This window comes from Cylindrospermopsis sp. CR12, from assembly GCF_001432185.1.
Taxonomy (GTDB): Bacteria; Cyanobacteriota; Cyanobacteriia; order Cyanobacteriales; family Nostocaceae; genus Raphidiopsis; species Raphidiopsis raciborskii.
On sequence record NZ_LMVE01000021.1, the window covers coordinates 144,546 to 170,558 of the forward strand.

A 26,013-nucleotide genomic window follows, 5' to 3' on the forward strand; every position below is an offset into this window, starting at 1 on the left:
TTAACTAGTGTAATTACTGATTAATTACTCGTCCTCATCCAGGGAATCACGGGAAAAGGATTCGTATGTTGGACGGGGAGGAGTGCGACGAGATACTTGATCGGCCATCAAGTCCACTTCTACATCTAGGGAACTACCATCAGTTTGGGTTTCTACTTTATGTACCGCAATATCCAATCCTAAAGATTGTAATTCTCTCATTAACACTTTGAAGGACTCAGGAGTGCCAGGACGAGGAATAGCTTTTCCTTTAACAATGGCATTCAATGCTTCATTACGTCCCTGCATATCATCTGATTTCACAGTTAGCAGTTCCTGTAATGTGTAAGCAGCACCAAATGCCTCTAGTGCCCACACTTCCATCTCTCCAAATCTTTGACCTCCTTGTTGTGCTTTACCACCCAAGGGTTGCTGGGTGACTAAGGAATAAGGACCTGTGGAGCGAGCGTGAATTTTATCATCAACTAAATGGACAAGTTTGAGCATATAGGCTATCCCCACTGTGACTGCACGATCAAAGGGTTCGCCCGTGCGTCCATCATAAACCATGATTTTGCCGGGGTTTTCGGGATTATATACCCAATCCTTACTGGTTTCTTCCCTAGCTTCCCATAATTTGCCGTGAACTATACGTCGGGAAGATTCTTCCCCGTACATTTCATCAAAGGGGGTAATTTTAAAGCGTACTCCCAGGTTGTGACCCGCCCAACCCAATAAGCATTCAAACACCTGTCCTACGTTCATTCGACTAGGTACACCTAGGGGGTTAAGGACTATATCTACTGGGGTGCCATCAGGAAGGTATGGCATGTCTTCTAGGGGCAAAATTCGGGAAATGATGCCTTTATTTCCATGTCTCCCAGCCATTTTGTCACCAACCTGGATTTTACGTTTCTGGGCTACATACACCCGCACTACCATATTGGCTCCCGGTGGAAGTTCATCTCCCTGCTCTCTAGTGAATAGTCGCACATCCACTATTCTTCCTTTTTCCCCATTGGGAACCCGCAGGGAGTTATCCCTCACGTCGCGAGCTTTCTCTCCGAAAATCGCCCTGAGTAGTTTTTCTTCTGGTGGTTGGTCTGATTCTCCTTTAGGGGTCACTTTCCCCACTAGAATGTCTCCTGATTCTACCCACGCCCCTACTCTGATTATCCCCTGTTCGTCTAATTGTCTAAGGGCGTCTTCCCCAACGTTGGGTATTTCTCTGGTAATCTCTTCAGGACCTAGTTTGGTTTGTCTTGCTTCTATTTCAAATTTTTCAATGTGTATTGAGGTGTAAACGTCTTCTTGAACCAGTCTTTCAGAAATTAAAATTGCGTCTTCGTAGTTATACCCTTCCCAAGGCATATAGGCAACAATAACATTTTGCCCTAATGCTAATTCTCCCCCTTCTGTGGATGAACCATCTGCTAATACCTGACCTGCTATGACTTTTTCCCCAATCCGCACTAGGGGTTTTTGATTGAGACAGGTGTCCTGGTTAGAACGTTGATATTTGGAGAGAACGTATTTAATTTCTTGGGGTTTATGGGGAATACTTTCGCTTTCACGGTTGGTAAGAGCGGCCTTTTCTTTGACCCGAACACGAATCTCGGTCGCATCTACATATACCACATCTCCATCAGTACGAGAAACAATTACCATACCTGAGTCTCTGGCACCTTGGGCCTCCAGTCCAGTTCCCACTAGGGGACGCTCGGGTTTCAATAAGGGTACTGCTTGCCTTTGCATGTTAGAACCCATTAAGGCTCGGTTGGCATCATCATGCTCCAAAAAGGGAATCATGCTGGTGGCTACTGAGACGATTTGTACTGGTGACACAGCTACGTAGTCTACCTGTTCGGGAGTAGTGGTGGAAAATTCCTGGCGATAACGAACGGGTACTTGGATTCCTAGTATTTGTCCGTTGTCATCCACCGGAATGTCACCAGGTGCAACTCGCAGGTCGTCTTCCTCATCTGCTGTCATGTAAACAGCAGGTTTTTCGTAGCAAACTCTTCCGTTTTCTACGGGTCTGAAAGGTGTTTCTAAAAATCCATACTGGTTAACACGAGCATGGGTAGCTAGGGAACCAATTAACCCCGCATTTGGACCTTCTGGCGTTTCAATAGGACAAATGCGTCCGTAGTGGCTGGGATGAATGTCTCGCACGGCAAAACCAGCTCTCTCTCTGGTTAGTCCACCAGGACCTAAAGCACTCAAGCGTCGTTTATGGGTTAGTTCCGCTAAGGGGTTGGTTTGATCCATGAATTGACTTAGCTGGCTAGAACCAAAAAACTCTTTTATGGCTGCTACTAGGGGTTTGGGGTTGACTAGTGATGCTGGTGTTAAAACTTCGGCATCGGAGACGGTCATTCTTTCTCTAATGATCCTCTCTAAACGATTCAAACCAACTCTTACTTGGTTCTGAAGCAGCTCACCAACGCTTCTAACTCGGCGATTTCCTAAATGGTCAATGTCATCAATGCTACCAATGTCGTATTCTAGGTTGATGAGATAGTCCACAGCAGATAGGATATCCCCTGGGGTGAGAACCCTAGTGGTGTCAGGAACGGAAAGGCGCAGTTTCTTGTTGAGTTTATATCTACCTACCCTACCTAGGTCGTAACGTTTGGGATCGAAAAAGCGTGATTCTAATAGCTGTTGTCCCCCCATTACCGTGGGTGGTTCCCCAGGTCTCAGCTTCCTGTATAGCTCCAGAAGGGCCTCCTCTTCGGAGAATTGTCCCTCTTTTTCAATGGTTTTTTGAAAGTATTCTGGATGCCTTAAAGCATCCAAAATTTCGTTATCTAATAGTCCTAATGCTTTAAGTAGTACCTGAATTGACAATTTGCGGGTTTTATCTATTCTTACCCACACTAAATCATTACGGTCTGTCTCAAATTTTAGCCATGCCCCCCGGTTGGGAATTAGACTGGCAGAATATGTTCTTCTCCCGTTTTTATCAATCTCTGATTTGTAATATACTCCGGGCGATCGCACAATTTGATTGACTATTACTCGCTCGGCTCCGTTAATAATAAAGGTTCCTCTATCCGTCATTAACGGTAGATCACCTATAAATACTTCCTGTTCTTTAATATCACCTGTTTCTTTATTAAGCAATCTCGTGGGCACATACATTTGTACACCGTATGTGCTATCTCTTCTTTTTGACTCTTCTACGCTATATTTTGGTTCTTTTAGCTTATAGTTATGTCCTAAAAAATGGAGTTCTAATTTCCCCGTATAGTCCGTAATAGGACTAAATGAGTTCAGCTCTTCTATTAAACCCTCTTCTAAAAACCAGCGAAAGCTAGAACGCTGAATTTCAATTAGATCTGGTAATAGAAAGGATGGTTCCATATAGTTTTCGTTGTTCATGCCTCTACCTTTATCAACCTGGTTAAACTTGTTCTGAGAACGCTGCTTTTAGCCCAATAAAAAAATAAAATTAGATAAACTTGGAAACCTTGCTCCTGCTAACTGTTGACGAGTGGTGGGTAATCTACTCATTACGTACATTTTGCTCATTAATTCTCTGTTCATACTATTTATCCAGACCTCATCTACACTCGTTCTTAAGACACCAAAAATCAAGGATCCGCCAGGTTATTCTCGGTATCAGGATGGATTTGGCTGAATTTTTGTTTCCTCCAGTCTAATCCCAAACAGTCTACAAGCATTGGCAGTTGTTTGGTCAGCTATGGATTCTACGGTTTCTCCTCGGATTTCTGCTAACTGCGCTGCTACATAGCCTACATAGGCTGGCTCGTTACGCTTCTCTCCTCTCTTGGGCGTGGGTGACAAAAATGGACAGTCAGTTTCAATCAAAATTCTATCTTTACCTACCATCGCTGCTGAGGATTGTATAGCTTTCGCATTCTTAAAGGTAACTGTACCACTAAAGCTAATGTAAAAACCCAGATCTAAAAACCATTGGGTTTCCTCCGGTGTTCCTCCCCAACAATGCATCACACCCCGCACCCTGTCTCCTTCCCTTTCTCGCCATTTTTCTAGCACCTCTCTCGCTTCTACAGCAGCTTCCCGACAATGGACTATTACCGGTAAATCTAATTCCGTGGCGATCGCCAGTTGGGCTTCAAATACCTTATGTTGTTGCTCACGGTTGCTGGCTTTATAAAAATCTAGTCCCATTTCCCCAATTGCTATAACAGGAGCATTTGACTGGTTAGATAGGTGGACTAAATTTCTTATTTCAGCTCCTGTGTGTTCTTCCCATCTATCAGCATCCAAAGGATGTAACCCAATGGCAAAGCTCACCTCCGGGAACTGTTTAGCTATAGACCAAATGCTGGCAAATTCCCCTGGATGAACACAGGAATGCACTAGGTGCGCTACCCCTGCTTCTTGCCAACGGTGTCTCACTGCCTCTAAATCTGGCTTAAAAGTTTCAAAGTTCAGATGTACGTGGCTATCTATTAATTGCATTTTTCAGTTACCAGTGACAACAACTCCTGATTTGCCATAATTTGCTAATCCATAATCCATAACCAGGTTCAAGTAGTCACTAAACCAAAATCAACCGGTTTTTTTGATTTAACGACTTATCTTAGCTTTATTCCCATTACGAATTACGAATTACAAATTAGTGACTATTCTGACTCCTAAACTGGTTGGGTCAATGGTTTGAGCTTCCGTGCTAATCTAGATTTTTTTCTAGCCCCACTGTTTGGATGCAACACTCCCCTTTTAACAGCTTTGTCAATTTTGCTGTAGGCTTGTGACATCCTCTCATCCACCAACTGTTTAGACTCGCTCGTAGGGTTGGAAGCATAGGCCTCCACTGCAGCAAAGTACTTCTTCATCAGCGTCTTTACTGCTGATTTGTATGCTTTGTTGTGCAGTTGGTTACGCTCCGCGATTTGGGCGCGTTTAAGTGCTGATTTTGTGTTTGCCACGGTCAGTTCCCAAAAAAACTATCAATTAATATGTACACACACTACTAGAAATACTAGGATAGCACGAAATTTGCAAGTGCTGCAATTCCACAGAAAAATTTTAGGAAAAATTTTACAATTTTTAACAAAATTTTTGTAAAGTCCGGTCAAGAGTTGGTAAAGATGGAGAAAGTTCGGCAAAAAAAATAGGTTATAATAGGGTCTAGAAATAAAAAACTCATGATTAATACCGCTAATACTGCCAAGCTACTCCCCAAACTACTCCAGTATATCACGGACTGGTTAGGGAGTATAAGATCACCAAACTGTTTTTAAAGCTTTTACAGCGATAAATGATAGGTCAAAATACTGGTGGGATTAAAAAAAAGCAGGTTAAGCTAGAGAAGAAAATTAGTGGTAGCTGTTTATCCGAAAGAATAAAAAGCCAAACTAATGATCACAAGGGAAAAAACTCTAATTTTGGCACTGTCCTTACTACTCCATGCTGCGAATTATCACTCAGCAGGCACACGTTGTATCCGAACTACAACGCATCTGCGAACGTACCCAGGACGAACAGGTGTTTAACAAAGAAGCAACAGTACGAGAAGTTTTGTTGTCTGTAAAAAACCAAGGCGACAAAGCCGTACTCCACTACACAGCCGAGTTTGATCACCAAACCTTGGAACCGGGGGAATTGAGGGTAAAAGGTTCTGAGATGGACGTGGCTTACCAACAAATATCGAAGGATTTGTTGGCATCAATTAGGCTGGCCTGTGAACGAATAGAAGCTTTTCATCGTCAGAGAGTACCAAAAACCTGGGTGCACTTTGGGGAAGATGAAGTGGTTCTAGGTAAACGCTATACACCCGTAGATAGGGCGGGTCTATATATTCCCGGTGGTCGGGCCTGCTATCCTAGTACAGTATTAATGAATGCCATACCGGCTAAAGTAGCAGGTGTACCTCGGATAGTCATGGTCACGCCACCAGGTCCTGATAAAGTAATTAATCCGGCGGTATTGGTAGCTGCTCAAGAAGCTGGAATAGGCGAGATTTATCGCATTGGGGGATCCCAGGCGATCGCAGCTCTAGCATACGGTACAGAAACCATTCCCAAGGTAGATGTAATTACAGGTCCTGGTAATATTTATGTCACCTTAGCCAAAAAACTAGTATATGGGACTGTGGGTATTGACTCCTTAGCTGGGCCGAGTGAGGTGTTAATTATTGCCGATGAAACTGCTAATCCCAAACATCTGGCGGCAGATATGTTAGCTCAAGCGGAACATGATCCTATGGCAGCGGCAATTTTATTGACTACGGACACTGGTTTAGCCAAAAAGGTTCAGTTAGAGGTAGATAGACAATTAGTAGATCATCCCAGAAGGATAGACACAGAAAAGGCGATCGCCCATTATGGACTGGTCGTAATTGTGGAATCTTTGGAAGCAGCGGCGGAATTTTCTAATATATTTGCCCCGGAACATTTGGAATTGGAGGTAAAAGACCCTTGGTCACTAATTCAGCATATCCGTCATGCGGGGGCGATTTTTTTGGGCGATTCTACACCAGAGGCGGTAGGTGACTATTTAGCCGGTCCCAATCATACCCTACCTACATCCGGTGCTGCTCGTTATGCCTCCGCTTTAGGTGTAGAAACCTTCCTCAAACACTCAAGTATTATACAATACTCCCGAGGTGCACTTGACAAAGTAGCCAGTGCCATTACCACCTTGGCTAGGGCGGAGGGTTTACCTTCTCATGCGGATTCAGTACGTATAAGATTTGATGCTGATAGCTAGAAGCATAAATAGACTTTCTCATTCCTGACCATATTCCCCCAGATTACAACTGCGGGGGAATTCCTTCATCAGGATTAATTAGAAATGAGGTGGAACAGAGTAAACTAAAAAAACTAGGGTGATTTTGAGTTAAGGAAGTAAAAGCGGTGTTAAATACTATTTTAGTGGCTTTAGATGATTCCGAAATTGCGGAAAGAGTGATAGAGACATTAGGGAGTCTTATGCTTTCCCAGAATGCGCAGGTGATTCTTTGTCACGTATTTCCATCATCGGATGCCACGGAATTGCCAGCTGATCGTCCTCATCCAGACTCACCCAAATTGTCTTATTTTCAGGTAGAAAAGCAATTGCAAACCTACCAAGAAAAATTGGCGGTAAAAAGCCAACTAGAACTAGTATCAGGGGATCCTGCGGATGAAATAATCAGACTAGCAAATATTTATAAAGCCGATCTAGTGGTGATTGGGAACCGTGGATTGACAGGCATGAAAAAAATCGTTTTGCGCTCCGTCAGTACACAAGTAATGGAAGAAGCGCATTGTTCCGTATTGGTAGTTAAGTTACACAGGTAACTAGGGAAGGGTCAAAAAATGACGTAGTCTCAACAAACTGAGAGTTTGACCCAAATTCAAGGGTAAGAGTGACACACCCTCTAGTCGGGACTGTAGCCAACCTTCTCCCCAATACCACTCATGAAAACCATCAATAGCGCCACTAAGAAGTAGGCGCAAACAATTAACCTTCAAAACATCCACATGATGATATGTAGTTACGTATCCTATAGAAGTAGTGAAATCAAAACCGGGGGTCAATTTTTCTGGCATGGATGGGGGAAGGCCTGCAAATGGTAGCCATTCACGTAATTGTGAAGGAAACACAAGACTATCATGAATAGCTTGGGAGGATGCTTCTATTTCTATGCGCAATTGGCTTTGTTGAAAAGTTCCTAACATAATAGTTGTTATTTTATAGTTTTAGTAAAAACGGTATGGACCTAAAAATGAGCATTTGGGAATCTTGTGGGTGGCTAGGATTATACCAGAATCGACAGCTTGTAGCCCAATTTTTAGAGGAGAGTCAGCACTAACTATATAATGATTATAGGAGAGAATTTTCTCCGGTGTTTAAAGCCAAGTGGTCACACTGAGCAGTTTTTTGTGAATAGTAAAGGTGTTTATGGCGGACAAACTAATGCGGGCCACAGCAGCAAATGGTGGCATTCGAGCGGTGGGTGTAATCACCACAAAGTTAGCCGAAGAGGCAAGAGTGCGCCATAAACTTTCCTATGTAGCCACAGCAGCTCTGGGAAGAACTATGTCAGCAGGTTTGTTAATGGCTTCAGGGATGAAACGCTCTGGTGCGAGAATTAACCTGCGGGTGAAGGGAGATGGACCATTAGGGGGTATATTAGTAGATGCTGGACTAGATGGTACAGTCAGGGGTTATGTGGGCAACCCATCCATAGAACTACCACCCAACAGCAAGGGTAAACTGGACGTGGGAGGTGCTGTAGGAAAAGGGTATTTGTATGTAGTTAAAGATATTGGTTATGGCTATCCCTATTCTAGTACGGTAGAACTGGTGTCCGGAGAAATTGGGGATGATGTCACCCATTACCTAGTTAACTCTGAGCAAACCCCTTCCGCTTTAGTATTAGGTGTGTTTGTTGGTTCGGGTGGTGTAACTGCAGCTGGAGGAATTTTAATTCAAGTTCTGCCAAAAGTTGCCAGAGACGAAGCTCTCGTGGAAACATTGGAATCGAGAGTGTCCACATTATCTGGATTTACACCATTATTACAAGCAGGTAAAAGCTTAACCGACATTTTTGAGGATTTATTGGGGGATATGGAACTGACAATTTTTCCTGAAACTCAACTTCTACACTTTCATTGTGGTTGTTCCTTTGAGCGCGTGCTAGGAGCGTTAAAAATGTTGGGAGAGTCCGAATTACAAGATATGATTCTCAAGGACAACGGAGCTGAAGCTACCTGCGATTTTTGTGGTAGTGTTTATCAAGCAAGCAGTGATAATCTGGCCCAACTAATTGTGGATTTACAAAATGTTAAAGGTTAAATTATTCTAATATGGTAAAATAATACTAAAATTAAGCATATTCCCTGAGGTATATATTTTTGGATAGGTTTTACAGATCGGAGTGGGTGTCAGTCTATAGAGTGGACCGCACCTGCACTACCTTCTGGAGTTGATAGGATAAATTTGTCAGAATGGACTGTTAATCAATTTAGTGTGGTGTGAGAGATGACAGATCAGGATATTTCAGGAGGTTTTTCTCCGGTTGAGACCACAAAACCAGAGCAAAATCCAAGATTGTCCCCAGATTCAGAAGTCCAGGTCAATCAATCATCCGGTGGGAACGCTATTCAGGATAGCGATCGCAGTTTTGGCTCATTAATGCAGCAACAAAATAACAATGGCTTACACGAAAAAGGTAAAGAAAACAATTGGTATAGACCTGTTGACTTTGTTTTATCCGGTAAGATATGGGAATTAGCAATGTGGAAGAAAAGCTGGATATGGTGGTTTTTCGTCCTAGCGTTTATTCCCAGCAGCATGGGTATTATATCAGTATCAATCTTACTTAAACTACCCTCCGCTCCCAACTGTCCTAGAATATTCTGGCCTTTAGCCAGTGCTTCTATGCGTGTCCACTGTGCTACCCTGGCTGCTTCCAAGCAGACGGTTAGTGACTTATTACAAGCTATAGCCCTAGTGAAGGATTTACCACAAGATCATCCTTTGCGAGGACAAATTAATGATCTATTGCAGGAGTGGTCGCGGGACATTATAAATTTGGCGGAGAAGAGCTTCCAAGTAGGAAATTTGGAGGAAGCAATAGCTACTGCTAAACAAATTCCAGAAAATTTGGAAGATCGTCAGTTTGTGGAGGAGAAAATTCTCAAATGGCAATCTACCTGGTCAACAGCTGAGGAAATCTACCAATCCTCCATTGGAGAACTAGAAAACAGGCGTTGGCAATCAGCTTTTATGCTATCATCCAAATTACTGCGCATTAATAATAGATTCTGGTCGACCACGAAATACGACCAGTTAAATCAAATTATTGTAACTGCGCGGGAAGATGGTGACAAACTAGATAAAGCTGATTCATTAGCTGATCGTAATTCTGTTAATGATATTTTAGCAGCTATTAAGTTAGTAAAATCGGTTAAACCAGAAAGCTTCTTGTACAAGAAGGCTCAGGAATTAGTTCCTCAATTTGGGCGAAAAATTCTGAAACTAGCACAAGCTCAAATGGAGAGAAGAGATGCAGATCGGGGTTTGGAAATTGCCGGAAAAATCCCTCCTATTCCCTCCTTACAGTCGGAAATTGATGATTTTATAGATTTGGGAGAGGCCCAACGAAATGCCTGGTTAGGAACCATTTTAGGCTTGGAGAATGCCATTTCTCAAGCCCAACAAATAGATACTTCCCGGGGGATATATGGTCGAGCTCAAGAACTTATTTCTCTTTGGCAATTAGAAATTGAGGATATAACTAAGTTAGAACAAGCTCGGGATCTAGCTAGTGGGGGTACCATTGAGGATTTAAGATCTGCCATATCTCAAGCCCAACAAGTTCCATCTCAAAACCCTCGCGCCCAAGAAGCTCAAACCCAAATTAATCGTTGGAATGACCAAATAGAAACCATTCAAGACAAACCTTATTTAGACCGAGCAGAACAAATTGCTAATGCCGGAGATATTAACTCTTTACAAAATGCGATCGCCGAAGCCAGTCAGATTTCTTCAGGTCGGGCCCTATACTCAAAAGCACGAAGGAGAATCCGCTCCTGGAATGCCAGCATTCAGCGTATTGAAGACCAACCCTATTTAGATAGGGCTATAGTGTTAGCCGAAAGTGGGGACTTGAATAGTGCTGTACAGGAGGCGAGAAAAATTGCCATATCCGGGAGAGCATTAGCAGGAGAAGCACAGGCAGTAATTGATACATGGCAAGAGCAAATACGTGCCAGAGAAAATTGGAGAAAAGCGCGAGAACTGGCTAGTATAGGCACAGCGGACGCCCTGTCCCAGGCCATACGGTTAGCCAATCGGGTTTCTCGGCGTAATGTTTTACGCATGGATATCAACGTTGCCATTGATCGGTGGGGTGAGCAAATATTAGAGATTGCTCGTTCCCAAAGTCAAGTTGACCTGGTCAGGAGTATTGAAACTGCCAGATTAGTCCCTCGTAGTAGTTCTGCTTATGCGGATGCCCAACTACAAATTAGAACTTGGAAAGAACAACTGGTTCCAGAAGTAGTGCCCACAACCCCACTGCTATCACCGGGACAACCTTCTTTGTAGGTCATCAATTTGTCTAACTACTGTGAGAGCTGAGTAACTCACCCCAGCAGTACCTTCCCCTGGATGGGTAGAATCACCAACTAACCACAAGTTCCTAACGGGTGTACGATTGGCAAAACCAAAAGGGCCAAAAGTAGAAATTCTTTGACCAATACCACCCACGATTCCTTTGTGTCTAGCTGTGTAGTCAGCAAAGGTTTTAGGTGTAGCAGCTTCGACGAGAATAATTGTTTCTGGGTTCAAATCAAAATATTCAGCGAGTCGAGAAATAGCCTCTTGAGTAAATTTTGCCTTTAATTGTGGATAATTGTCACTATTCCACCAGGGAGCGAAATCCACAAAGGATGAAGCTATAATTGTTGCTTTTCCCGCAGGTGCCCGACCATCCCCCTCATGACTGACAGAAACAAATAAGGAGTTGTTTTCTCCTACTGGTCCATTAATATCATACATAAATTGTAAGTGGGGTGGACAATTTTGGGGGATAGCACTTTGTTCCACCCCCAAATATACCACAAATGCACCGGAAGCAGGGGGGAGTTTTTCAATTCTTGTCTTGTATCCAGAGGGGACTTTTTCTCCCAGTAGTTCCATGAGATTCTGCACTGTGACATTAGCAATCACGTGATCTGCTGTCTCTGTAAATACTTGTCCAGTCCTTTGATTGCGGATTGTTACACCTTGAGCTTTGCCATCCTCCACATTAATCCCTTCCACCGTATGACGCATTAGTAATTGACCGCCATTTTTTTCTAAAGATTTCACCAGGCGATCGCTCAGCACTTGCATACTACCTTGTAAATGATATAGTCCTTGAGGAAGTTGGGATATACTTAAAGCGGTAGCAGCGTAAAGGAGAGCTGTTTCTTGGGCGCTAACCTGGGAATATAATTTAAGTTGTAAGTCTAAAAACGTTCTCAGTCTTATATCATGGTCTAAACCATATAATCTGAGAGCATCACCCACATTCATAAAAGTAAACGGAGCAGTAATAAAGGTGCTGGGAGTCACAGCTTTAATCAACTGTAAGAGATCCCACAAATTACCCGGTGGTAAAATAGGGTCTCTTCCCTGAAATTCCCAGCTAGCACGGAATAAAGTAGCTAATAATTGCCAAAAGGGTTCACTTCCAGGGAATTGCTGTTGACGTTCCTGTTGCCATTTTTGCGGATCTCGCCAGACATTAATGGGAGTTGTTTCTCCTGGAAGAAAAACCGCACAAGCAGGATCGCAGGGTGTAGCTGGGGGTAGATCCATATCTAGTTCCTGAAAAATCCGGTAATGAATTCCTCCGGGTTCCAGACCTGCAACCTGAGTTGCACCCACATCAAAAATAAATCCCTGACGTTTAAAAGTTGAAGCACAACCACCAGGAACCAAAGCTTGATCCACAATTAAAACCTGATAACCTCTACGTGCTAATAGAGCTGCTGCGGTAAGGCCACCTATTCCCCCACCAACAACAATAACACGAGACTGCTTGATGTTTAGAGATGAACTGGACATTTAATTTACAATTCTTAATACTACCACTCATAATTGTATAGCCTTACCCACTTCCAGGGCACCGTTTATCCCGGGAGCAATAGCCATCAACAAATAGGCTATAAAATTAAATTGGAAGACATAGAAATTTATAGAAATGAGAAAGTAATTGTATGTAAAATGACTATTTGAGATCCAGTATTGCTGGATTAATAAGAATAGGCAATAACAACGATGAGTGCAAATTTACAACTTCAGGAATTGGCAATCTCTATTAATGCCAAGGACTTGAATCCCGCAGTAGTTAATCCTGACTTTTTAAAATACACTGGTATCATTCCTAGCGAATGGGAGTTAGCCAAACAACCGGTTTACAACAATGGAGTGTTACAAATTTTGTTTAATACAGGATTGGGCATTTTTGTCCATCCCAATGGTGTGACTATGGTTGAAAACCTATCGCAAAAACCTCAAGAGGAAATTCAAGTATCAAATATTACTCATAAACTAGTAGAAAAACTCTCTCAAGTAGAGTATAAACAGGTTGGTATCAATCCGAGGGGATTTGTTCTTTTCAATTCTGAAGCAGATGCCTATAAATACATCCATAGCAGGCTATTGGCACCAGGTCCATGGCAAGAATTTGGAGGGAAGAGAGTGGGAGCAAGTCTACAGTTAAGTTATCCTTTAGAAAGGGGAGTTTTGAACTTGAGTATTAACCAAGCAACAGTTCAATTTCCTGATAAAGTGGTAGGGGCAATCTTATTTTCTGGTAACTTTAACTATCCCCTCTTGGGAAATAGTCCCTCACAGAAAATACAGGACTTGCAACAAATAGTAGCAAATTGGCACGACTCATTCAATATATTTGAGCAACTACTAATTGAAAAGTTCCTAAACTTTACTGATGCGACGGCTAATGTTTCCGTTTTTCCATCAGCGCTTCCGGTGTGAGCCTAATTGAGTGATAGTTTGGTAATCTTGAAGGATTACCAAACTATCTGCTATAGTAGAAGTGGGCTTTTAACCTGGGGGAAAGTCAATTCAATAAACCTAGGATATGAGTAGTTAGGATATGAGTAGTAATGCAGACCTTGCCACCACAAATGATATTAACCTTGCCAAAAACTCCACCTCTTCAAAAACCCAGGGTACATTCCCTGTGCAATGGGTTAACCATCATTGCGGAACAAATGCCAATTGAAGCAGTTAGTTTAAATGTGTGGATAAATGTTGGTTCTGCTGTAGAGTCCGATTCCATTAATGGAATGGCCCATTTTTTAGAACATATTATATTTAAGGGGACAGAAAACTTAGCCAGTGGTGAATTTGAGCGTCGTGTTGAAGAGCGAGGTGCCATTGCTAATGCAGCCACAAGTCAAGACTATACCCAATTTTATATAACCAGTGCGCCTAAAGACTTTAAGGATTTGGTACCACTGCAAATAGATCTAGTTTGTAACCCGTCCATTCCCCCAGATGGTTTTGAAACCGAAAGATTAGTGGTTTTGGAAGAGATTAGACGTTCACAGGATAGTATAGGAAGGCGAATTTCTCGCCGTCTAATGGAAACGGCCTTTGATTTTTTGCCTTATCGTCGTCCAATACTGGGTTTAGAAAGCATAATTTCTCAGTTGACACCCCAACAAATGGGAGAATTCCATGACACCTGGTATCAACCTTCTTCTCTAACCGCTGTAGCTGTTGGTAACTTACCAGTGGACCAGCTGATAGAAATTGTAGCTGAGGGGTTTGAAGAAAAGATGGCAAGGTCTTCAAAATACCTAGCTCGTCCACCTTTAGAGGTTATAGATAATCAGGAACCAGCATTTACAGGAATTACCCGTCACGAATTTACGGATGAAAATTTGCAAGAGGCTAGACTAATTGTTTTATGGCGAGTACCAGGATTGGGCGAAATAAAAAACACTTATGCCTTAGATGTTTTAGCGGGGATATTAGGACAAGGACGTAGCTCCAGATTAGTACAGGATTTACGGGAAGAAAGGGGATTGGTTTCCACAATTTCCGTCAGTAATAGTAATTATAAACTACAGGGACTATTCACGATTTCCGCCAAGTGTAATGTGGAAGATTTAGCAGCAGTAGAAACAGGTATAGTTGGACATTTGGAGAAACTGCAAACGGAATTGGTTAAAGAGTCAGAGATTCTCCGTATACAAACAAGAGTCGCAAATAGATTTATTTTCAATAATGAAACACCAGGCGATCGCTCTGGATTGTATGGTTATTATCAATGTTTGGTGGGTGATTTAGATCCAGCATTTAATTATCCTCAACACATCCAAATGCAGAATGAGTATGACCTAATGAAAGCTGCACAAAAATATCTCTCGCCACAGGACTATCGAGCAGTTATTATTAAACCAAGATAATAAACAAGGTTAATGATTAGGGGAAAAGAATGTGGCAAGAAATAGATCGGCAAATCAGTGAACTAACGGGGCAAAATTTCCAAACCAACCAAAGATATTCGGTAGGTGGTGGATGTATTAACCAGGGTTATGCCATTAGCAATGGTCAAATCACCTACTTTGTCAAAATCAATCAACCATCCCAGGGAGAAATGTTTGCAGCGGAAATGCTGGGTTTACAACAAATGTATAACACTAAAACTATCCGCGTTCCCCAACCATTATGTTGGGGAACTGCAGATAATGGCAGTTACATAGTATTAGAATGGTTGGAAATGTCAGCTGGCAATAATAAAAGCTGGCAACAAATGGGGAGAAATTTAGCAGCAATGCACAAAACTACTAGCGATCAGGGTTTTGGTTGGCATATAAATAATACTATTGGTTCCACACCACAAATTAATAGTTGGATGTTAAACTGGGATGAATTTTTTTTTAAAAACCGACTGGGTTACCAATTTCAGTTAGCAAGAAGACGGGGTGGAAATTTTCCCGGAGAACAAAAACTATTAGATGTCATTCCTAGCTTATTAGCTGACCATAAACCAGAAACATCCCTAGTTCATGGTGATTTATGGGGAGGAAATGTGGGATTTACAATTAATGGTGAGCCAGTGATTTTTGATCCGGCCACTTATTTTGGCGATCGGGAAGTTGATATTGCCATGACGGAACTTTTTGGTGGCTTTCCTCCCAGTTTTTACCAGGGATATGAAGAAGAATTTCCCCTAGCGCCAGGCTATGAAAAACGGAAAGTTCTTTATAATTTGTATCATATTTTAAATCATTTTAATTTATTTGGAGGTGGTTATAGCAATCAGGCTAATGGTATGATAGGGAGGATTTTAGAAAGTATTAGGTAAAGGTTTTTAAAAATAAACTTCAAATATAGATAAGCATGTAGATAGAAATCTGTGAAATACTACCAAATACAAAACAATATTTTTCCAAGTAGTTACCTAAAAGACCTAGGGGGAGAAATCCAAGCTAGTCCATACTTTACTACCAATAACCTCAATCGAGACTTTATTCAGACAAAAGGATTTTCTGTGGTTTTCCAAAGACAGGGGATAAAGATAGTCCACGAGAAGTTTCCCTTTTTTAAGCCCTATTTAGATTTAGCACTACAACCAAATTGTAATGCATTTTATCTGAATCCTTTACTACTCCAAGAAGGTTCTCAGGTAGATCCACATATAGACCGTTCATTACGCTCTTATTGTAAAACTATTGAACCACCAAGTTTAGTGACGGTTCTTTACGTGCGAGTACCAGAAAACATGGAAGGGGGGGAGTTGGTGTTGAAATCAAATAATCGCCAAATTCAGAAGATTAAACCTCAAACCAACACCCTAGTTTGCTTTCAAGGAAACTTGACCCATTCTGTTAATCCGATGAAAACATCGGGGAATCGGTTAAGTTTGGTTTGTGAACAGTACGATTTAACAGATAGAGAAATCGCGCATATCCCCATTTATACCCTGGAATCAAGAGCAGGTCAACCAACCAAGGGTAAAATGAAGTCAAGATCCAGTTTTATTCCAGGGATGTAGGAGTCCACATCCCGCACCCCCAATCAAACAGGAATCTAATACCTAACTCTAATGGACTAACTCAATTGCACGCTTAGTCAATGCTTCCGCAGTTAAGCCATTGAAGGACATTAACTCACCTGCACTAGCTGTAGTCTCTCCTCGTTTCCAAGCAAAACCATCTCGTTTAATAGAACTGCGTAACATAATTGGCTCTAACATAGCGCTTGCACCACCAGTTACAGCAATTAATCCATCCCCACTAAATAACTGCTCAAACTCTTCGTCAGTTAAAAACCCACCATCCGGTTGGGAACAAGTATCCCAAGCAGTGTCATTAGGACGATATAAACGACGGGGATTAATCACAGAAATTATTTTTACCCCTATACCCTCAGTTTCTAAAAATGCTGCTGCTTCAAACACTGGTACTAAGGTCATATCCCCAATCACAGCAAATACAACTTGTTTTCCCCCTGGAACCTCGTGTAATAAAATTGCTCCCTTTTCCAGTCCCTGTTTAGTTTGTTCCAGAGTGGTTCTAATGGGTAAAGGTGATTTACTAGCAGTAATTACAATACCTTTATTTTTGGTGGTCAAAGCCCAATCATAACATACCTGAATACTATTAGCATCAGGAGGGAAAACGGGGAAGACATTACCATTCCTCATCATAGCGGCAAAGTATGCTTCCACTTCTGGTCTTTGATGGGTCCAACCGTTGCGTCCTTGCTCCAATGCACCTGCTGTAAATAAGGTGATTGTAGATGGGGTTTTTCTTCTTAATTCAGCCATAGCTTGGGTTACGGTTTGCCAAATTGGCAGTCCATTTATAGCAAATGATTCATAAGAACACCATAGGGTTCTTCCACCCATCAGGGATAATCCCACTGCTAATCCTGCACAAGCATCTTCGCTCAGGGGTTCGTAAACTTGACCTCCGGGAATTTGATTATATAGTTCATCTGCTGTGGGGTGGTTGATTTTCAGAGCTTGGTTAATGTTGCCAATCCCTGATGCTTCGTTACCATCCGCATTGGTCACCAGAAAGTTTTGATCCTTACTCCCTACTATTCCTACCAATCTACCCATAGCTGTGGTGGAAACCTTTGGCTCACCACCAACTGCATATTCTTCCAATGGTAATTCCCCAATGGGTGCTAGGGGTAATTCAAATTCTGTCACTACTGTTTTTGCTGCTGGACCACCTCCAGCACGTTCAGCATTGGTACGAACTGTTTGCCATGCTTCTATGGATAAGGCTCTTTTCTGTAGAGCTTTGGCAATATGGGGTGCATCTAAAGTATCTTTAGGATAAAGATTATGTGACTTTGCTCCTAATGCGTGCACACCCGCACCTTTAAGTTGTTTGATAATAAATACTGTTAGCGTACCATTAAGGGCTAAATTAGTCGCTTGATTAATGCCTATTAATACTTCTCTGGTAAATTCTAGTCTTCTTTCCCAGGAAAATATGGTACTATCTACGTAATCTCCGGGTTGATTCTGGTCGTCAAACTTTTTGGCATCTACGATGATTACTTCCTTAAAACCATTGCCCTTCCAATAAGCAGTCATTTCCTCGTTGGTTTTTAAGGACACCATACTATGATGCTCTTGACTATAACCGTTCCACACTAAAATGGGTAAGAAATTGGTAACTTGAGGATAGGCGGTGTGAAAATGAGCCATGGAACTCATGATGTAAGGTTCACCTAATCCCCCATCTCCCACAGTGAAGGGAAATAGTTTGTCTCGGTGTAATAAAGCTGCAGCCATGGCAAAATGTTGTCCCTGTCCCAACGGTCCCGCAGGTGCCAAAATTCCAGGAATATAACCCGATAGGTGACCTATTAGTCCGTGTTTTTCCCGAAAGCGATCGCGCAGTTGTTGTACAGTAAATATGCTCATGTCTTCTAAGGACCGATCTAAAAACATGGCACTATAAAAACCGGGAGCATGATGTCCCACTTCCGTAATAATATTTTTATGTCCCAGCATGACCAAGGCTGCATAAGCTTCGGCTTGACTGGCAAAACCACCTGGATGTCCAGAAGCTTTACTACCAGTTATTTGTAAGGTGAGATAGCGCAGGGCATCTGCTGCTAGTAAGGTTTGATAAGCTGCTGCTGTATGGTTAATGTCAGCTATGGACACGCTACCAGATTCTATGACTGGCTTTGCACCATAGGTTTGAAAGTTTGGCAATGGTTCCCCAAAGTATTGAATTCCCTCACAAAAACTGGGAACGGTGGAAGATGTCTTGGTTGTGTTTACTGTCATGCTGAGTACCTTAATAAATGCTAAGATTTTACATCTTCCTGGTTCTCAGATTTGATAGGTGTTTTCGATTGTCCAACATCAATCTACACTATGAAGTATGAACTGACTTTAACTAGCTATCTTACGCTAAAGCCGAGGCTTGTGGTTTAGCAAAGATCATTCTGCCAGCGGAGGTTTGTAGAGCACTGGTTACCACTACTCTCACTTCACCACCCACATAACCACTACCTTCTTCTACCACAACCATTGTGCCATCATCTAAATAACCAATGCCTTGACTGGGCTCTTTCCCCTCTTTGAGGATTTTGATGTCAATGTTATCCCCCGGTAAGTAGGAAGGACGAACTGCATTCACCAAATCATTCACATTCAATACTGGTACTTTTTGGACACTGGCTACTTTGGATAAATTGTAGTCGTTGGTTAATAGAGTACCATTAATTTCCTGGGCGAACTTTACTAGTTTTGTGTCTACCGTGCTTAAATCATCGTACTCTACCGAGTTGATTACTATCCTTTCTGGATAGTTTTCCCTAATACGATTGAGAATTTCTAAACCTCTTCTTCCTCGTACTCGTTTTACATCCTTGGTTGCATCTGCTACTTGCTGTAGCTCCTGCAAAATAAACTGGGGTACGATAATTAGTCCTTCTAAAAATCCCGTTTCCAGCAGTAATTCAATCCGACCATCTATAATACAGCTGGTGTCTAAAACCTTGGTATTAGCTGGTTTGAGAGTTCCTTCTACTACCAGGGTCTCCACCGTATTAGGATTAATTAATCGTAACAAACCTCTACCATGGGTATCAGCTAAATTCATTCCCGTTACGGATAGGATTACACTGCCAACCACTGCTACTAAAGGTTTAATAAAGCTAAAATCTACAGGAATGGGGAGTAGAAATAGGGGAGCTAACATTAAATTGGCCAGTAATAGCCCAATAACTAAACCGATAGCACGAGTTAAAATGACTTCTATGGGCATTTCCCGCACTTGTGTTTCTAATCGCCTATAGCTGGTCTGAAAACTCAGTCCAACCGCGCCACCAATGAGAGCAGCAAAGACAGCTACTACTAAACGCAAAGCATCTAAATTGGTTACTCCTTTGAGACTTCCTGGTGGTAGTAAGTCGGTACTGAAATAACCTATTCCCGCAGAGGCTATAATAAATGAGATAATGATGGTGAAATCAAGCATGATTTATTTTTCCTGAATGAATAATGTTTGTCTGTGCGAGGTTAAGGCATTTTTTTGGTCAAATGTGGATTGGTTAATATGAAGGACGGAATAATTATCAAACTGCATCTGGCCTACCAAGGCTGAGAATTCTGAAAATATATGTGGCCATTATACCTTGATGGTTTAGGTTTACCTGTAAACCTCCACGGGTTTTTGGATATACTAGGGTTTTCAGGATTGCTGCTAGTTTTAACTACAAAATGTAATTTTTGTCAACAGTTCTATCAATGAATTTTTTCCATGAGTTTTCCAATCCCCACCGCAGCTTATGTACATATTCCCTTCTGTCGGCGCAGGTGCTTTTACTGTGATTTTCCCGTGTATGTGACGGGCGATCGCGTGTCCGGGGAAGCATCCCATACAATTAGTCAGTATGTAGATAGCATTTGCCATGAGATCAGCATCACACCGACTTTTAGTGAACCCCTGAGAACAGTTTTTTTTGGTGGTGGTACACCTTCTCTATTGTCGGCCAAACAACTAGAGCAAATATTGAGCAGTTTGGAACAGAGATTTGCCATGGAATCAAAGATAGAAATTTCTATGGAAATAGATCCAGGTACATTTGATTTAGCTCGTATTCAAGGTTATAAAAATGCAGGAGTAAACAGAGTTAGTTTAGGGGTGCAGACCTTTACCCCAGAATTGTTAAAAACTGCTGGGCGATCGCACTCGGTTGAAGATATTTTTGCAGCTATTGATATAGTTAACCAAGTGGAGATACCCGAATTTAGCATAGACCTGATTTCGGGTTTGCCACATCAGTCTATAGAGCAATGGCAAAATTCTCTGACCAAGGGGGTAGAAATTGCTCCTACCCATATTTCCATTTATGATTTAACCATAGAACCGGGTACAGTGTTTGGTCGTTATTATCAAGCTGGGGATCACCCTCTACCAGCGGATGAGATGACGGTAAAGATGTATGAACTAGGACAAGAGATGCTCACGGGTGCGGGTTATGAGCATTATGAAATTTCCAATTATGCTAAGCCAGGGCATCAATGTAAACACAATCGTGTTTACTGGCAAAATCTTGCTTACTATGGTTTTGGCATGGGTGCTACCAGCTATGTAGAAGGTAAACGATTTTCTCGTCCTAGAAGGATCCAGGAATATTATCAGTGGTTAAATAATGGTGCAATAATTGATGCTAAAGTTATATATGTAGATGAGGAACTGTTAGAGACTATAATGTTGGGGATGCGTTTAGCGGAAGGTTTAAGTCTAGGAGTATTAGCAGAAAAGTTTGGTCATCAAAGAGTTGAGAAAATACAAAAGTGCTTACAAACCTATGTAATTCCAGGTTGGGTGAAATTGACCACAGATAGATTATGTTTAACTGATCCCCAGGGTTTTTTGTTTTCTAATGTAGTTTTAGGAGATTTATTTGCCAAACTGAGTTGAGAAAAGCTCAAAGATCATTTAGGTTTCTTCAAACCGTAGTATGTTAAAATCATAGGAGAGCCAAAATCCTGCACACCAGAGTATGAATGATCCGGAAAACAAGAGCATTAAGGAAACTTCCACATCTTTAAACAATTTAAATAAACAGGGGGGTTGGAAAGAAAATCTAACTTTAATAGGGGTGGCGTTGATTTTAGCCCTATTGATCAGAGTATTTATTGCAGAACCTCGTTTAATTCCTTCCGCATCAATGTATCCCACCCTGCAAATAGGGGATAGATTAGTAGTAGAGAAAATATCCTACCGACTTCATCCTCCTCAAGCTGGCGACATCGTGGTTTTTCAGACACCTCCCGAATTACAAGAGCGTGGTTATGATGACAATCAAGCCTTTATTAAACGGATTATAGGTCTTCCAGGAGATATAGTTGGTATAGTGAATGGTCAAGTTTATGTGAATGGCAAACAGTTGGAAGAAACCTACATTGCTGAACCAGCAAATCAACCATTCCCCCTGATTAAAATTCCAGAGAACAAGTTCTTTGTGATGGGAGACAATCGCAATGACAGTAATGACTCTCGGTACTGGGGTTTTTTACCGCGAAGAAACCTAATTGGTCACGCAGCATTTCGCTTTTGGCCCTTAAATCGATTGGGTTTGATAGGTTAGCGGTAATACTATTGAAAGTGCAAATAGTACATTAGTTTGGAGATCAGGTCACCAGATAATCCCAACCTGTTTTGAAAATCCACCAGATTACGATAAGCACCACGAGCGAGGCGGTTTTTTACCACCGCCTCCGCTAGGACTATATCTATCGTTGGGATTTCCAATAGAGTTTCTATAGATGCCGTATTAATGTTAATTGATGGGTGGTGTACTAGAGAGTGTTCATCATAATAGGTAAAACTTAATAAAGGCTTGAGCGGTTCTAGTCGATGAATGGGTAAACTCAAAGCCGCAGCAATATCTTCAATACAGTAAAACTTCACCCCAGAGCGCGACAATGCCACCAAAGAGCGACCTTGATGAATAGATAAACCGGGTAATCGTAACCAGTCATCCACATTGGCTTGATTAACATCAATCCGAATACCCAATTGTGCAGCAAGATGTATTTCCTCACCCGACTGTAAGCGATAGTAGGGATCATGAAGAAGTTTGTCTCGTAATTTTTGTAACTTGAGATTCCAAGGAAACCAGCTAATCATCGGAAATTATAGTCCCCACTAAGAAATACGGTCTATCAATTGACGACGTTTTTGCTCGAATTCATATTCAGAAATCAACCCTTCCTCACGCAAAGCATCTAACTCACGTAAAGCATTGGCCACCGATTCTACATTGGTGCTCACCTCCGGGGAACTGTGAACTGATAAGTTACCAGAATTAAACTTCCTGTTAAAAGTCTCCTCATCCTGTGTGATATACCACACCCCCTCTATAGCACTAGCTATTTTAGGAATTGGTGTCCACGATAATAACACATACAGAATTCCCCATAGTGGTTGTCCCAAATAAAACTTGTGTAATCCGGAAATAGCGATCGCACCGGAAAAGGCCAGCACAGCTGCAATGGCGCGGTTTTTCCGTTTAAGGAGCATACCCAATTGCACAAAACCCACCTAAAGTTTGCTTAAAAAACACTTTAATTCCTAGGGTAGCACAAACTAATTAGGGAGGGGGGAATTCTCCGAAAAAACTACTGCCAAAGCGGCCAGCTTGACCTCCAGACCTTAGCTAGGATGAATTTTTGGAATTGACCCCCAAACAAATCAGGAGTGTTGATTATGATGATGATGATGACTGAATCCTTGACCACAGAAATGCAAAACTGCGTCAATGCTACCACAGAATGTCATAAAATCTGTTTAGAAACCATGACCTACTGTATGAGTCAAGGTGGTAAATATATGAGTGCCAATCTCATCAGCGCCATGCGTGACTGCTCAGAATTTTGTATGATATGTACCAACATGCTAATTAGCGGTTCCCTATTTGCTGGAAAGACTTGTGCACTTTGTGCAGAAATATGCGATCGCTGTGCATTAGCTTGTGAAACCATCTCTACTGATAAAAAGATGACAGCTTGTGCCAGTGCTTGTCGCAATTGTGCAGAAGCTTGTCGAGGAGTAAAAGTAGGGGTGTAATTTCATAGGGGGGGGACAGGGAATATAGTTGAAGATCGGATTAGAGAATATTTAAGATTCTCCTAAGCAAAAGCTGATCTTCCGATTTAGGTTTGAGACGGCCATTTTCCACATCACGGATCCAACTCTGACTTTTACCAGCCAACTTTGCTAATTCCCGTTGAGAGATACTAATAGCTTTGCGAGCTTGTAATACCTGTTCCCCCAATAAATCATCATGAGGTTTCACAGACCTTTTACCCTTGACGGAACGATGTTGTTTACGATGGGGTTGGGGAGTGACGTTTTCCCAATCTGAAGGTAATTCAAAAGACAAAATTCGAGCATTCATCAACATATTCCACTTACCACGGGGACTGCTATCAGTCAGACGATGCTCACCACTACCATCATTAATCCAAAATTCCAAGGCCTCATCTGGATCTTCAGGAATATCAACTAATTTTGCCCAGAGGGGCTGAATTTCTACTGGGTAAGTAACGGGGTCAAAAATCACTTTAATACCATAGTGATTAAGTACCTCCAAATCATTTTCAAAAGTGCGTAGCAAACGCTTACGCTCATCCCGGGATCTAGAAGCAAGATGAATTTTTTCCTCGCCATAACCAACGCGCAATAAAGTAGGAACAGTAATTCTTTGTTCCCTGCCCATTTTAGTTTTAAAAAGTAACCATAACATCAACCTAACAGCACCTTCATGTTGTTGCCAAAGACTCATCACCGTAGTCAATAATGTTTTTGGTAAGCTACCATATTGATAGAATGCCAAACTTTCTTTACAGCCCTGTTTATTTAAAAAGTGCCTAGACCACAGACCAGCTTTCACTTTAAAAGTCAAACCAATGAGATATTTACAGCCTCGTTCATCTTCCTGAAAATGATGTTCAATATCTGTCAAATCCCATAGATAACTCTTCTGCACAGAGAAAGCGGGGACTTTACCTCTAGCTTGCCAATCAATAGAAACAACCAAAGAACAGACCTGTTGAACAATACTCTTAATCAAACATAACCTTGTAGTTTTGTTCAGATCTTTGCGTTTTTCCAGTCCCAAATATGCTTCAATTTGCCGTTCATCAATGGTAAATTCCTGTTCCCAAGGTCGCTCCAAAGTTGTAGCGTATGCTGCAAAAATTAGGTGAATACAGGCAGCACGAATATCGAGATTTTCGATAGTTGATAAATCTCTGACGAAACCAGATTTAGATGAGTCTTGAATAGCAAAAGAAATATTACCTCGACCTTGATTAACTTGACGACTATAGTATAAATTACCTCCCCCATCCTGTGCCCAATGTAATGATTTACGTTGGGCCAATATATTGCACGCCTCCCAAATGACTATAGCGGAAGCAAATGGGTGGTTTTTACCATTAGAAAATAAATCCAGACTGGTAGATTCTCTTACTTCAACTTTGCACCTGCCTTTTTTAGCTTGCCAGGGTATAGGAGATTGGGTAGGACAAGCAATTACGCATTGTGGTTCGGGATAATAACCCTCACAATTGTTACAAAGACAAGGATCTATCCAATATTCATTATTTTCAATTTTGATGGCACCCGTAGGACATTGGGGGCGGCATTTATCACATCTATTGCAATTTTTATTAGGAATTATATAAGGCATAAGGCTACTTCCTAGTTAAATTGCCTAGATGGTTGACTTAAATTAACCCTCGATGTCTCATTTTGATTCATAGTTAACCGTTCCCTGTTAACTGTAGATTGTGATTTGTCTCCCTATTCATACCCGGAAATTTAAACTTTATTAGTTCTTCATTAACTATAAATTTCATAAAGATTTTGATCAGATTGTTTATCATGAACTAGCAACTATTTATTAATGGAGGTAAATAAAAATAATTGTCAATAAAACATAAATATTTCGGTAAATAATAGTAAATCACCAGGCGCAGAGAATTTAACAAAAAAGTTAACGTTTAACATTAAAAAGTAAAAATATGAGACTATTATCAAGAAAGAAGGAACGAAAAAATTGTAAGTAAAATTGCTCAGGTTAGAGTCATGGCAACATTAACAGGATTGACATTTGGTGGTGGAACTTGGACACCTAAATTTGCCCAAGGTATTGATAAGGACAAATGTATTGGTTGTGGTAGGTGTATGAAGGTTTGTGGTTACAGTGTTTTAGGTTTGATGGCCTTGAATGAAGAGGGTGAATTTGTAGAAGATGAAGATGATGAAGAAATTGAACGTAAGGTGATGGTTGTTACTCAACCGGAAAATTGTATTGGTTGCCAAGCATGTTCTCGTATTTGTCCTAAGAACTGTTATTCCCATACAGTCTTGGAAAAGTAGTTTTTAGTGTTAGTAATTAATCAGCTACTACTGGTGTAGCTATCAAGATTGTCTTTTATGAGGGGAATTTTAAATCCTATGTAGTTTTATTTAGACTTATTTTTTGACGAAATTCAATCTATTTCAGGTAAGACGTATAGCAACA

The 26,013-nt window shown here is 41.4% G+C and carries 22 protein-coding genes; 12 read left to right on the plus strand and 10 right to left on the minus strand.

Annotation, left to right across the window (positions count from 1 at the left end; genetic code table 11):
* Positions 1-24 precede the first annotated feature (24 nt).
* From rpoB to rpsT, 3 genes are all read right to left on the minus strand, one after another.
* A complete protein-coding gene (gene rpoB, locus ASL19_RS02775) occupies positions 25-3,366 on the minus strand; it encodes a DNA-directed RNA polymerase subunit beta (protein WP_006277461.1) in 3,342 nt (1,113 codons plus the stop codon).
* 240 nt (positions 3,367-3,606) lie between these two features.
* Positions 3,607-4,434 (minus strand): TatD family hydrolase, encoded by an 828-nt coding sequence (locus tag ASL19_RS02780; RefSeq protein WP_006277459.1) that lies wholly within the window; start codon positions 4,432-4,434, stop codon positions 3,607-3,609.
* Positions 4,435-4,610: 176 nt separating this feature from the next.
* Entirely contained in the window at positions 4,611-4,904 is a 294-nt protein-coding gene (rpsT, locus tag ASL19_RS02785; RefSeq protein ID WP_006277458.1) for a 30S ribosomal protein S20, read from the minus strand.
* Between the two features lie 481 nt (positions 4,905-5,385).
* Between rpsT and hisD the strand changes: the two genes are divergently transcribed.
* Positions 5,386-6,687 (plus strand): histidinol dehydrogenase, encoded by a 1,302-nt coding sequence (gene hisD / locus ASL19_RS02790; protein ID WP_057177197.1) that lies wholly within the window; start codon positions 5,386-5,388, stop codon positions 6,685-6,687.
* A 146-nt stretch (positions 6,688-6,833) separates the two neighbouring features.
* Positions 6,834-7,259, plus strand: a complete 426-nt coding sequence (locus tag ASL19_RS02795) for a universal stress protein (RefSeq protein ID WP_006277456.1) — start codon at positions 6,834-6,836, stop codon at positions 7,257-7,259.
* Here the strand turns inward: ASL19_RS02795 and ASL19_RS02800 are convergent, their stop codons facing one another.
* Positions 7,260-7,640, minus strand: coding sequence for a hypothetical protein (locus ASL19_RS02800; protein ID WP_057177198.1), 381 nt, complete (start codon positions 7,638-7,640; stop codon positions 7,260-7,262).
* Positions 7,641-7,863: 223 nt separating this feature from the next.
* Between ASL19_RS02800 and hslO the strand changes: the two genes are divergently transcribed.
* Positions 7,864-8,760 (plus strand): Hsp33 family molecular chaperone HslO, encoded by an 897-nt coding sequence (gene hslO, locus ASL19_RS02805; RefSeq protein WP_006277454.1) that lies wholly within the window; start codon positions 7,864-7,866, stop codon positions 8,758-8,760.
* Between the two features lie 186 nt (positions 8,761-8,946).
* Complete coding sequence (locus ASL19_RS02810) at positions 8,947-11,016, plus strand: hypothetical protein (RefSeq protein ID WP_057177199.1); 2,070 nt, start codon at positions 8,947-8,949, stop codon at positions 11,014-11,016.
* On the opposite strand, the gene crtD is transcribed toward ASL19_RS02810, so the two are convergent.
* A complete protein-coding gene (gene crtD / locus ASL19_RS02815; protein WP_057177200.1) occupies positions 10,993-12,522 on the minus strand; it encodes a C-3',4' desaturase CrtD in 1,530 nt (509 codons plus the stop codon). The two genes, ASL19_RS02810 and crtD, sit on opposite strands and share 24 nt — an antisense overlap.
* A 213-nt stretch (positions 12,523-12,735) precedes the next feature.
* Between crtD and ASL19_RS02820 the strand changes: the two genes are divergently transcribed.
* The 4 genes from ASL19_RS02820 (at position 12,736) to ASL19_RS02835 (ending at position 16,489) form a co-directional block, all read left to right on the plus strand.
* Positions 12,736-13,455: a hypothetical protein gene (locus tag ASL19_RS02820; protein WP_057177201.1), complete on the plus strand. Its 720-nt coding sequence runs from the start codon at positions 12,736-12,738 to the stop codon at positions 13,453-13,455.
* Positions 13,456-13,607: 152 nt separating this feature from the next.
* Positions 13,608-14,897 carry a pitrilysin family protein gene (locus ASL19_RS02825; protein WP_057177243.1) on the plus strand — a complete coding sequence of 430 codons (1,290 nt, stop codon included), beginning with the start codon at positions 13,608-13,610 and terminating at the stop codon, positions 14,895-14,897.
* A gap of 29 nt (positions 14,898-14,926) precedes the next feature.
* Positions 14,927-15,799: a fructosamine kinase family protein gene (locus tag ASL19_RS02830; RefSeq protein ID WP_057177202.1), complete on the plus strand. Its 873-nt coding sequence runs from the start codon at positions 14,927-14,929 to the stop codon at positions 15,797-15,799.
* 51 nt (positions 15,800-15,850) lie between these two features.
* Positions 15,851-16,489 carry a 2OG-Fe(II) oxygenase gene (locus ASL19_RS02835; RefSeq protein WP_057177203.1) on the plus strand — a complete coding sequence of 213 codons (639 nt, stop codon included), beginning with the start codon at positions 15,851-15,853 and terminating at the stop codon, positions 16,487-16,489.
* A gap of 48 nt (positions 16,490-16,537) precedes the next feature.
* On the opposite strand, the gene ASL19_RS02840 is transcribed toward ASL19_RS02835, so the two are convergent.
* Positions 16,538-18,751, minus strand: a complete 2,214-nt coding sequence (locus ASL19_RS02840; RefSeq protein ID WP_057177204.1) for a transketolase — start codon at positions 18,749-18,751, stop codon at positions 16,538-16,540.
* Between the two features lie 121 nt (positions 18,752-18,872).
* Entirely contained in the window at positions 18,873-19,949 is a 1,077-nt protein-coding gene (locus tag ASL19_RS02845) for a PIN/TRAM domain-containing protein (RefSeq protein WP_057177205.1), read from the minus strand.
* 282 nt (positions 19,950-20,231) lie between these two features.
* On the opposite strand from ASL19_RS02845, the gene hemW reads away from it, so the two are divergent.
* Complete coding sequence (gene hemW, locus ASL19_RS02850; RefSeq protein ID WP_006277444.1) at positions 20,232-21,398, plus strand: radical SAM family heme chaperone HemW; 1,167 nt, start codon at positions 20,232-20,234, stop codon at positions 21,396-21,398.
* An 82-nt stretch (positions 21,399-21,480) separates the two neighbouring features.
* Entirely contained in the window at positions 21,481-22,068 is a 588-nt protein-coding gene (gene lepB, locus ASL19_RS02855) for a signal peptidase I (protein ID WP_082604642.1), read from the plus strand.
* A gap of 8 nt (positions 22,069-22,076) precedes the next feature.
* Here the strand turns inward: lepB and ASL19_RS02860 are convergent, their stop codons facing one another.
* Together ASL19_RS02860 and ASL19_RS02865 are read right to left on the minus strand one after the other, a co-directional pair.
* Positions 22,077-22,610 carry a ComEA family DNA-binding protein gene (locus tag ASL19_RS02860; RefSeq protein WP_057177206.1) on the minus strand — a complete coding sequence of 178 codons (534 nt, stop codon included), beginning with the start codon at positions 22,608-22,610 and terminating at the stop codon, positions 22,077-22,079.
* An 18-nt stretch (positions 22,611-22,628) separates the two neighbouring features.
* Positions 22,629-23,003 carry an NINE protein gene (locus tag ASL19_RS02865; protein ID WP_057177245.1) on the minus strand — a complete coding sequence of 125 codons (375 nt, stop codon included), beginning with the start codon at positions 23,001-23,003 and terminating at the stop codon, positions 22,629-22,631.
* 186 nt (positions 23,004-23,189) lie between these two features.
* Between ASL19_RS02865 and ASL19_RS02870 the strand changes: the two genes are divergently transcribed.
* A complete protein-coding gene (locus ASL19_RS02870; protein ID WP_057177207.1) occupies positions 23,190-23,549 on the plus strand; it encodes a four-helix bundle copper-binding protein in 360 nt (119 codons plus the stop codon).
* 40 nt (positions 23,550-23,589) lie between these two features.
* On the opposite strand, the gene ASL19_RS02875 is transcribed toward ASL19_RS02870, so the two are convergent.
* Positions 23,590-25,176, minus strand: coding sequence for a helix-turn-helix domain-containing protein (locus ASL19_RS02875; protein ID WP_057177208.1), 1,587 nt, complete (start codon positions 25,174-25,176; stop codon positions 23,590-23,592).
* A 398-nt stretch (positions 25,177-25,574) separates the two neighbouring features.
* On the opposite strand from ASL19_RS02875, the gene fdxB reads away from it, so the two are divergent.
* Positions 25,575-25,868, plus strand: coding sequence for a ferredoxin III, nif-specific (gene fdxB / locus ASL19_RS02880; protein WP_006277437.1), 294 nt, complete (start codon positions 25,575-25,577; stop codon positions 25,866-25,868).
* The last annotated feature ends 145 nt before the right edge of the window (positions 25,869-26,013 follow it).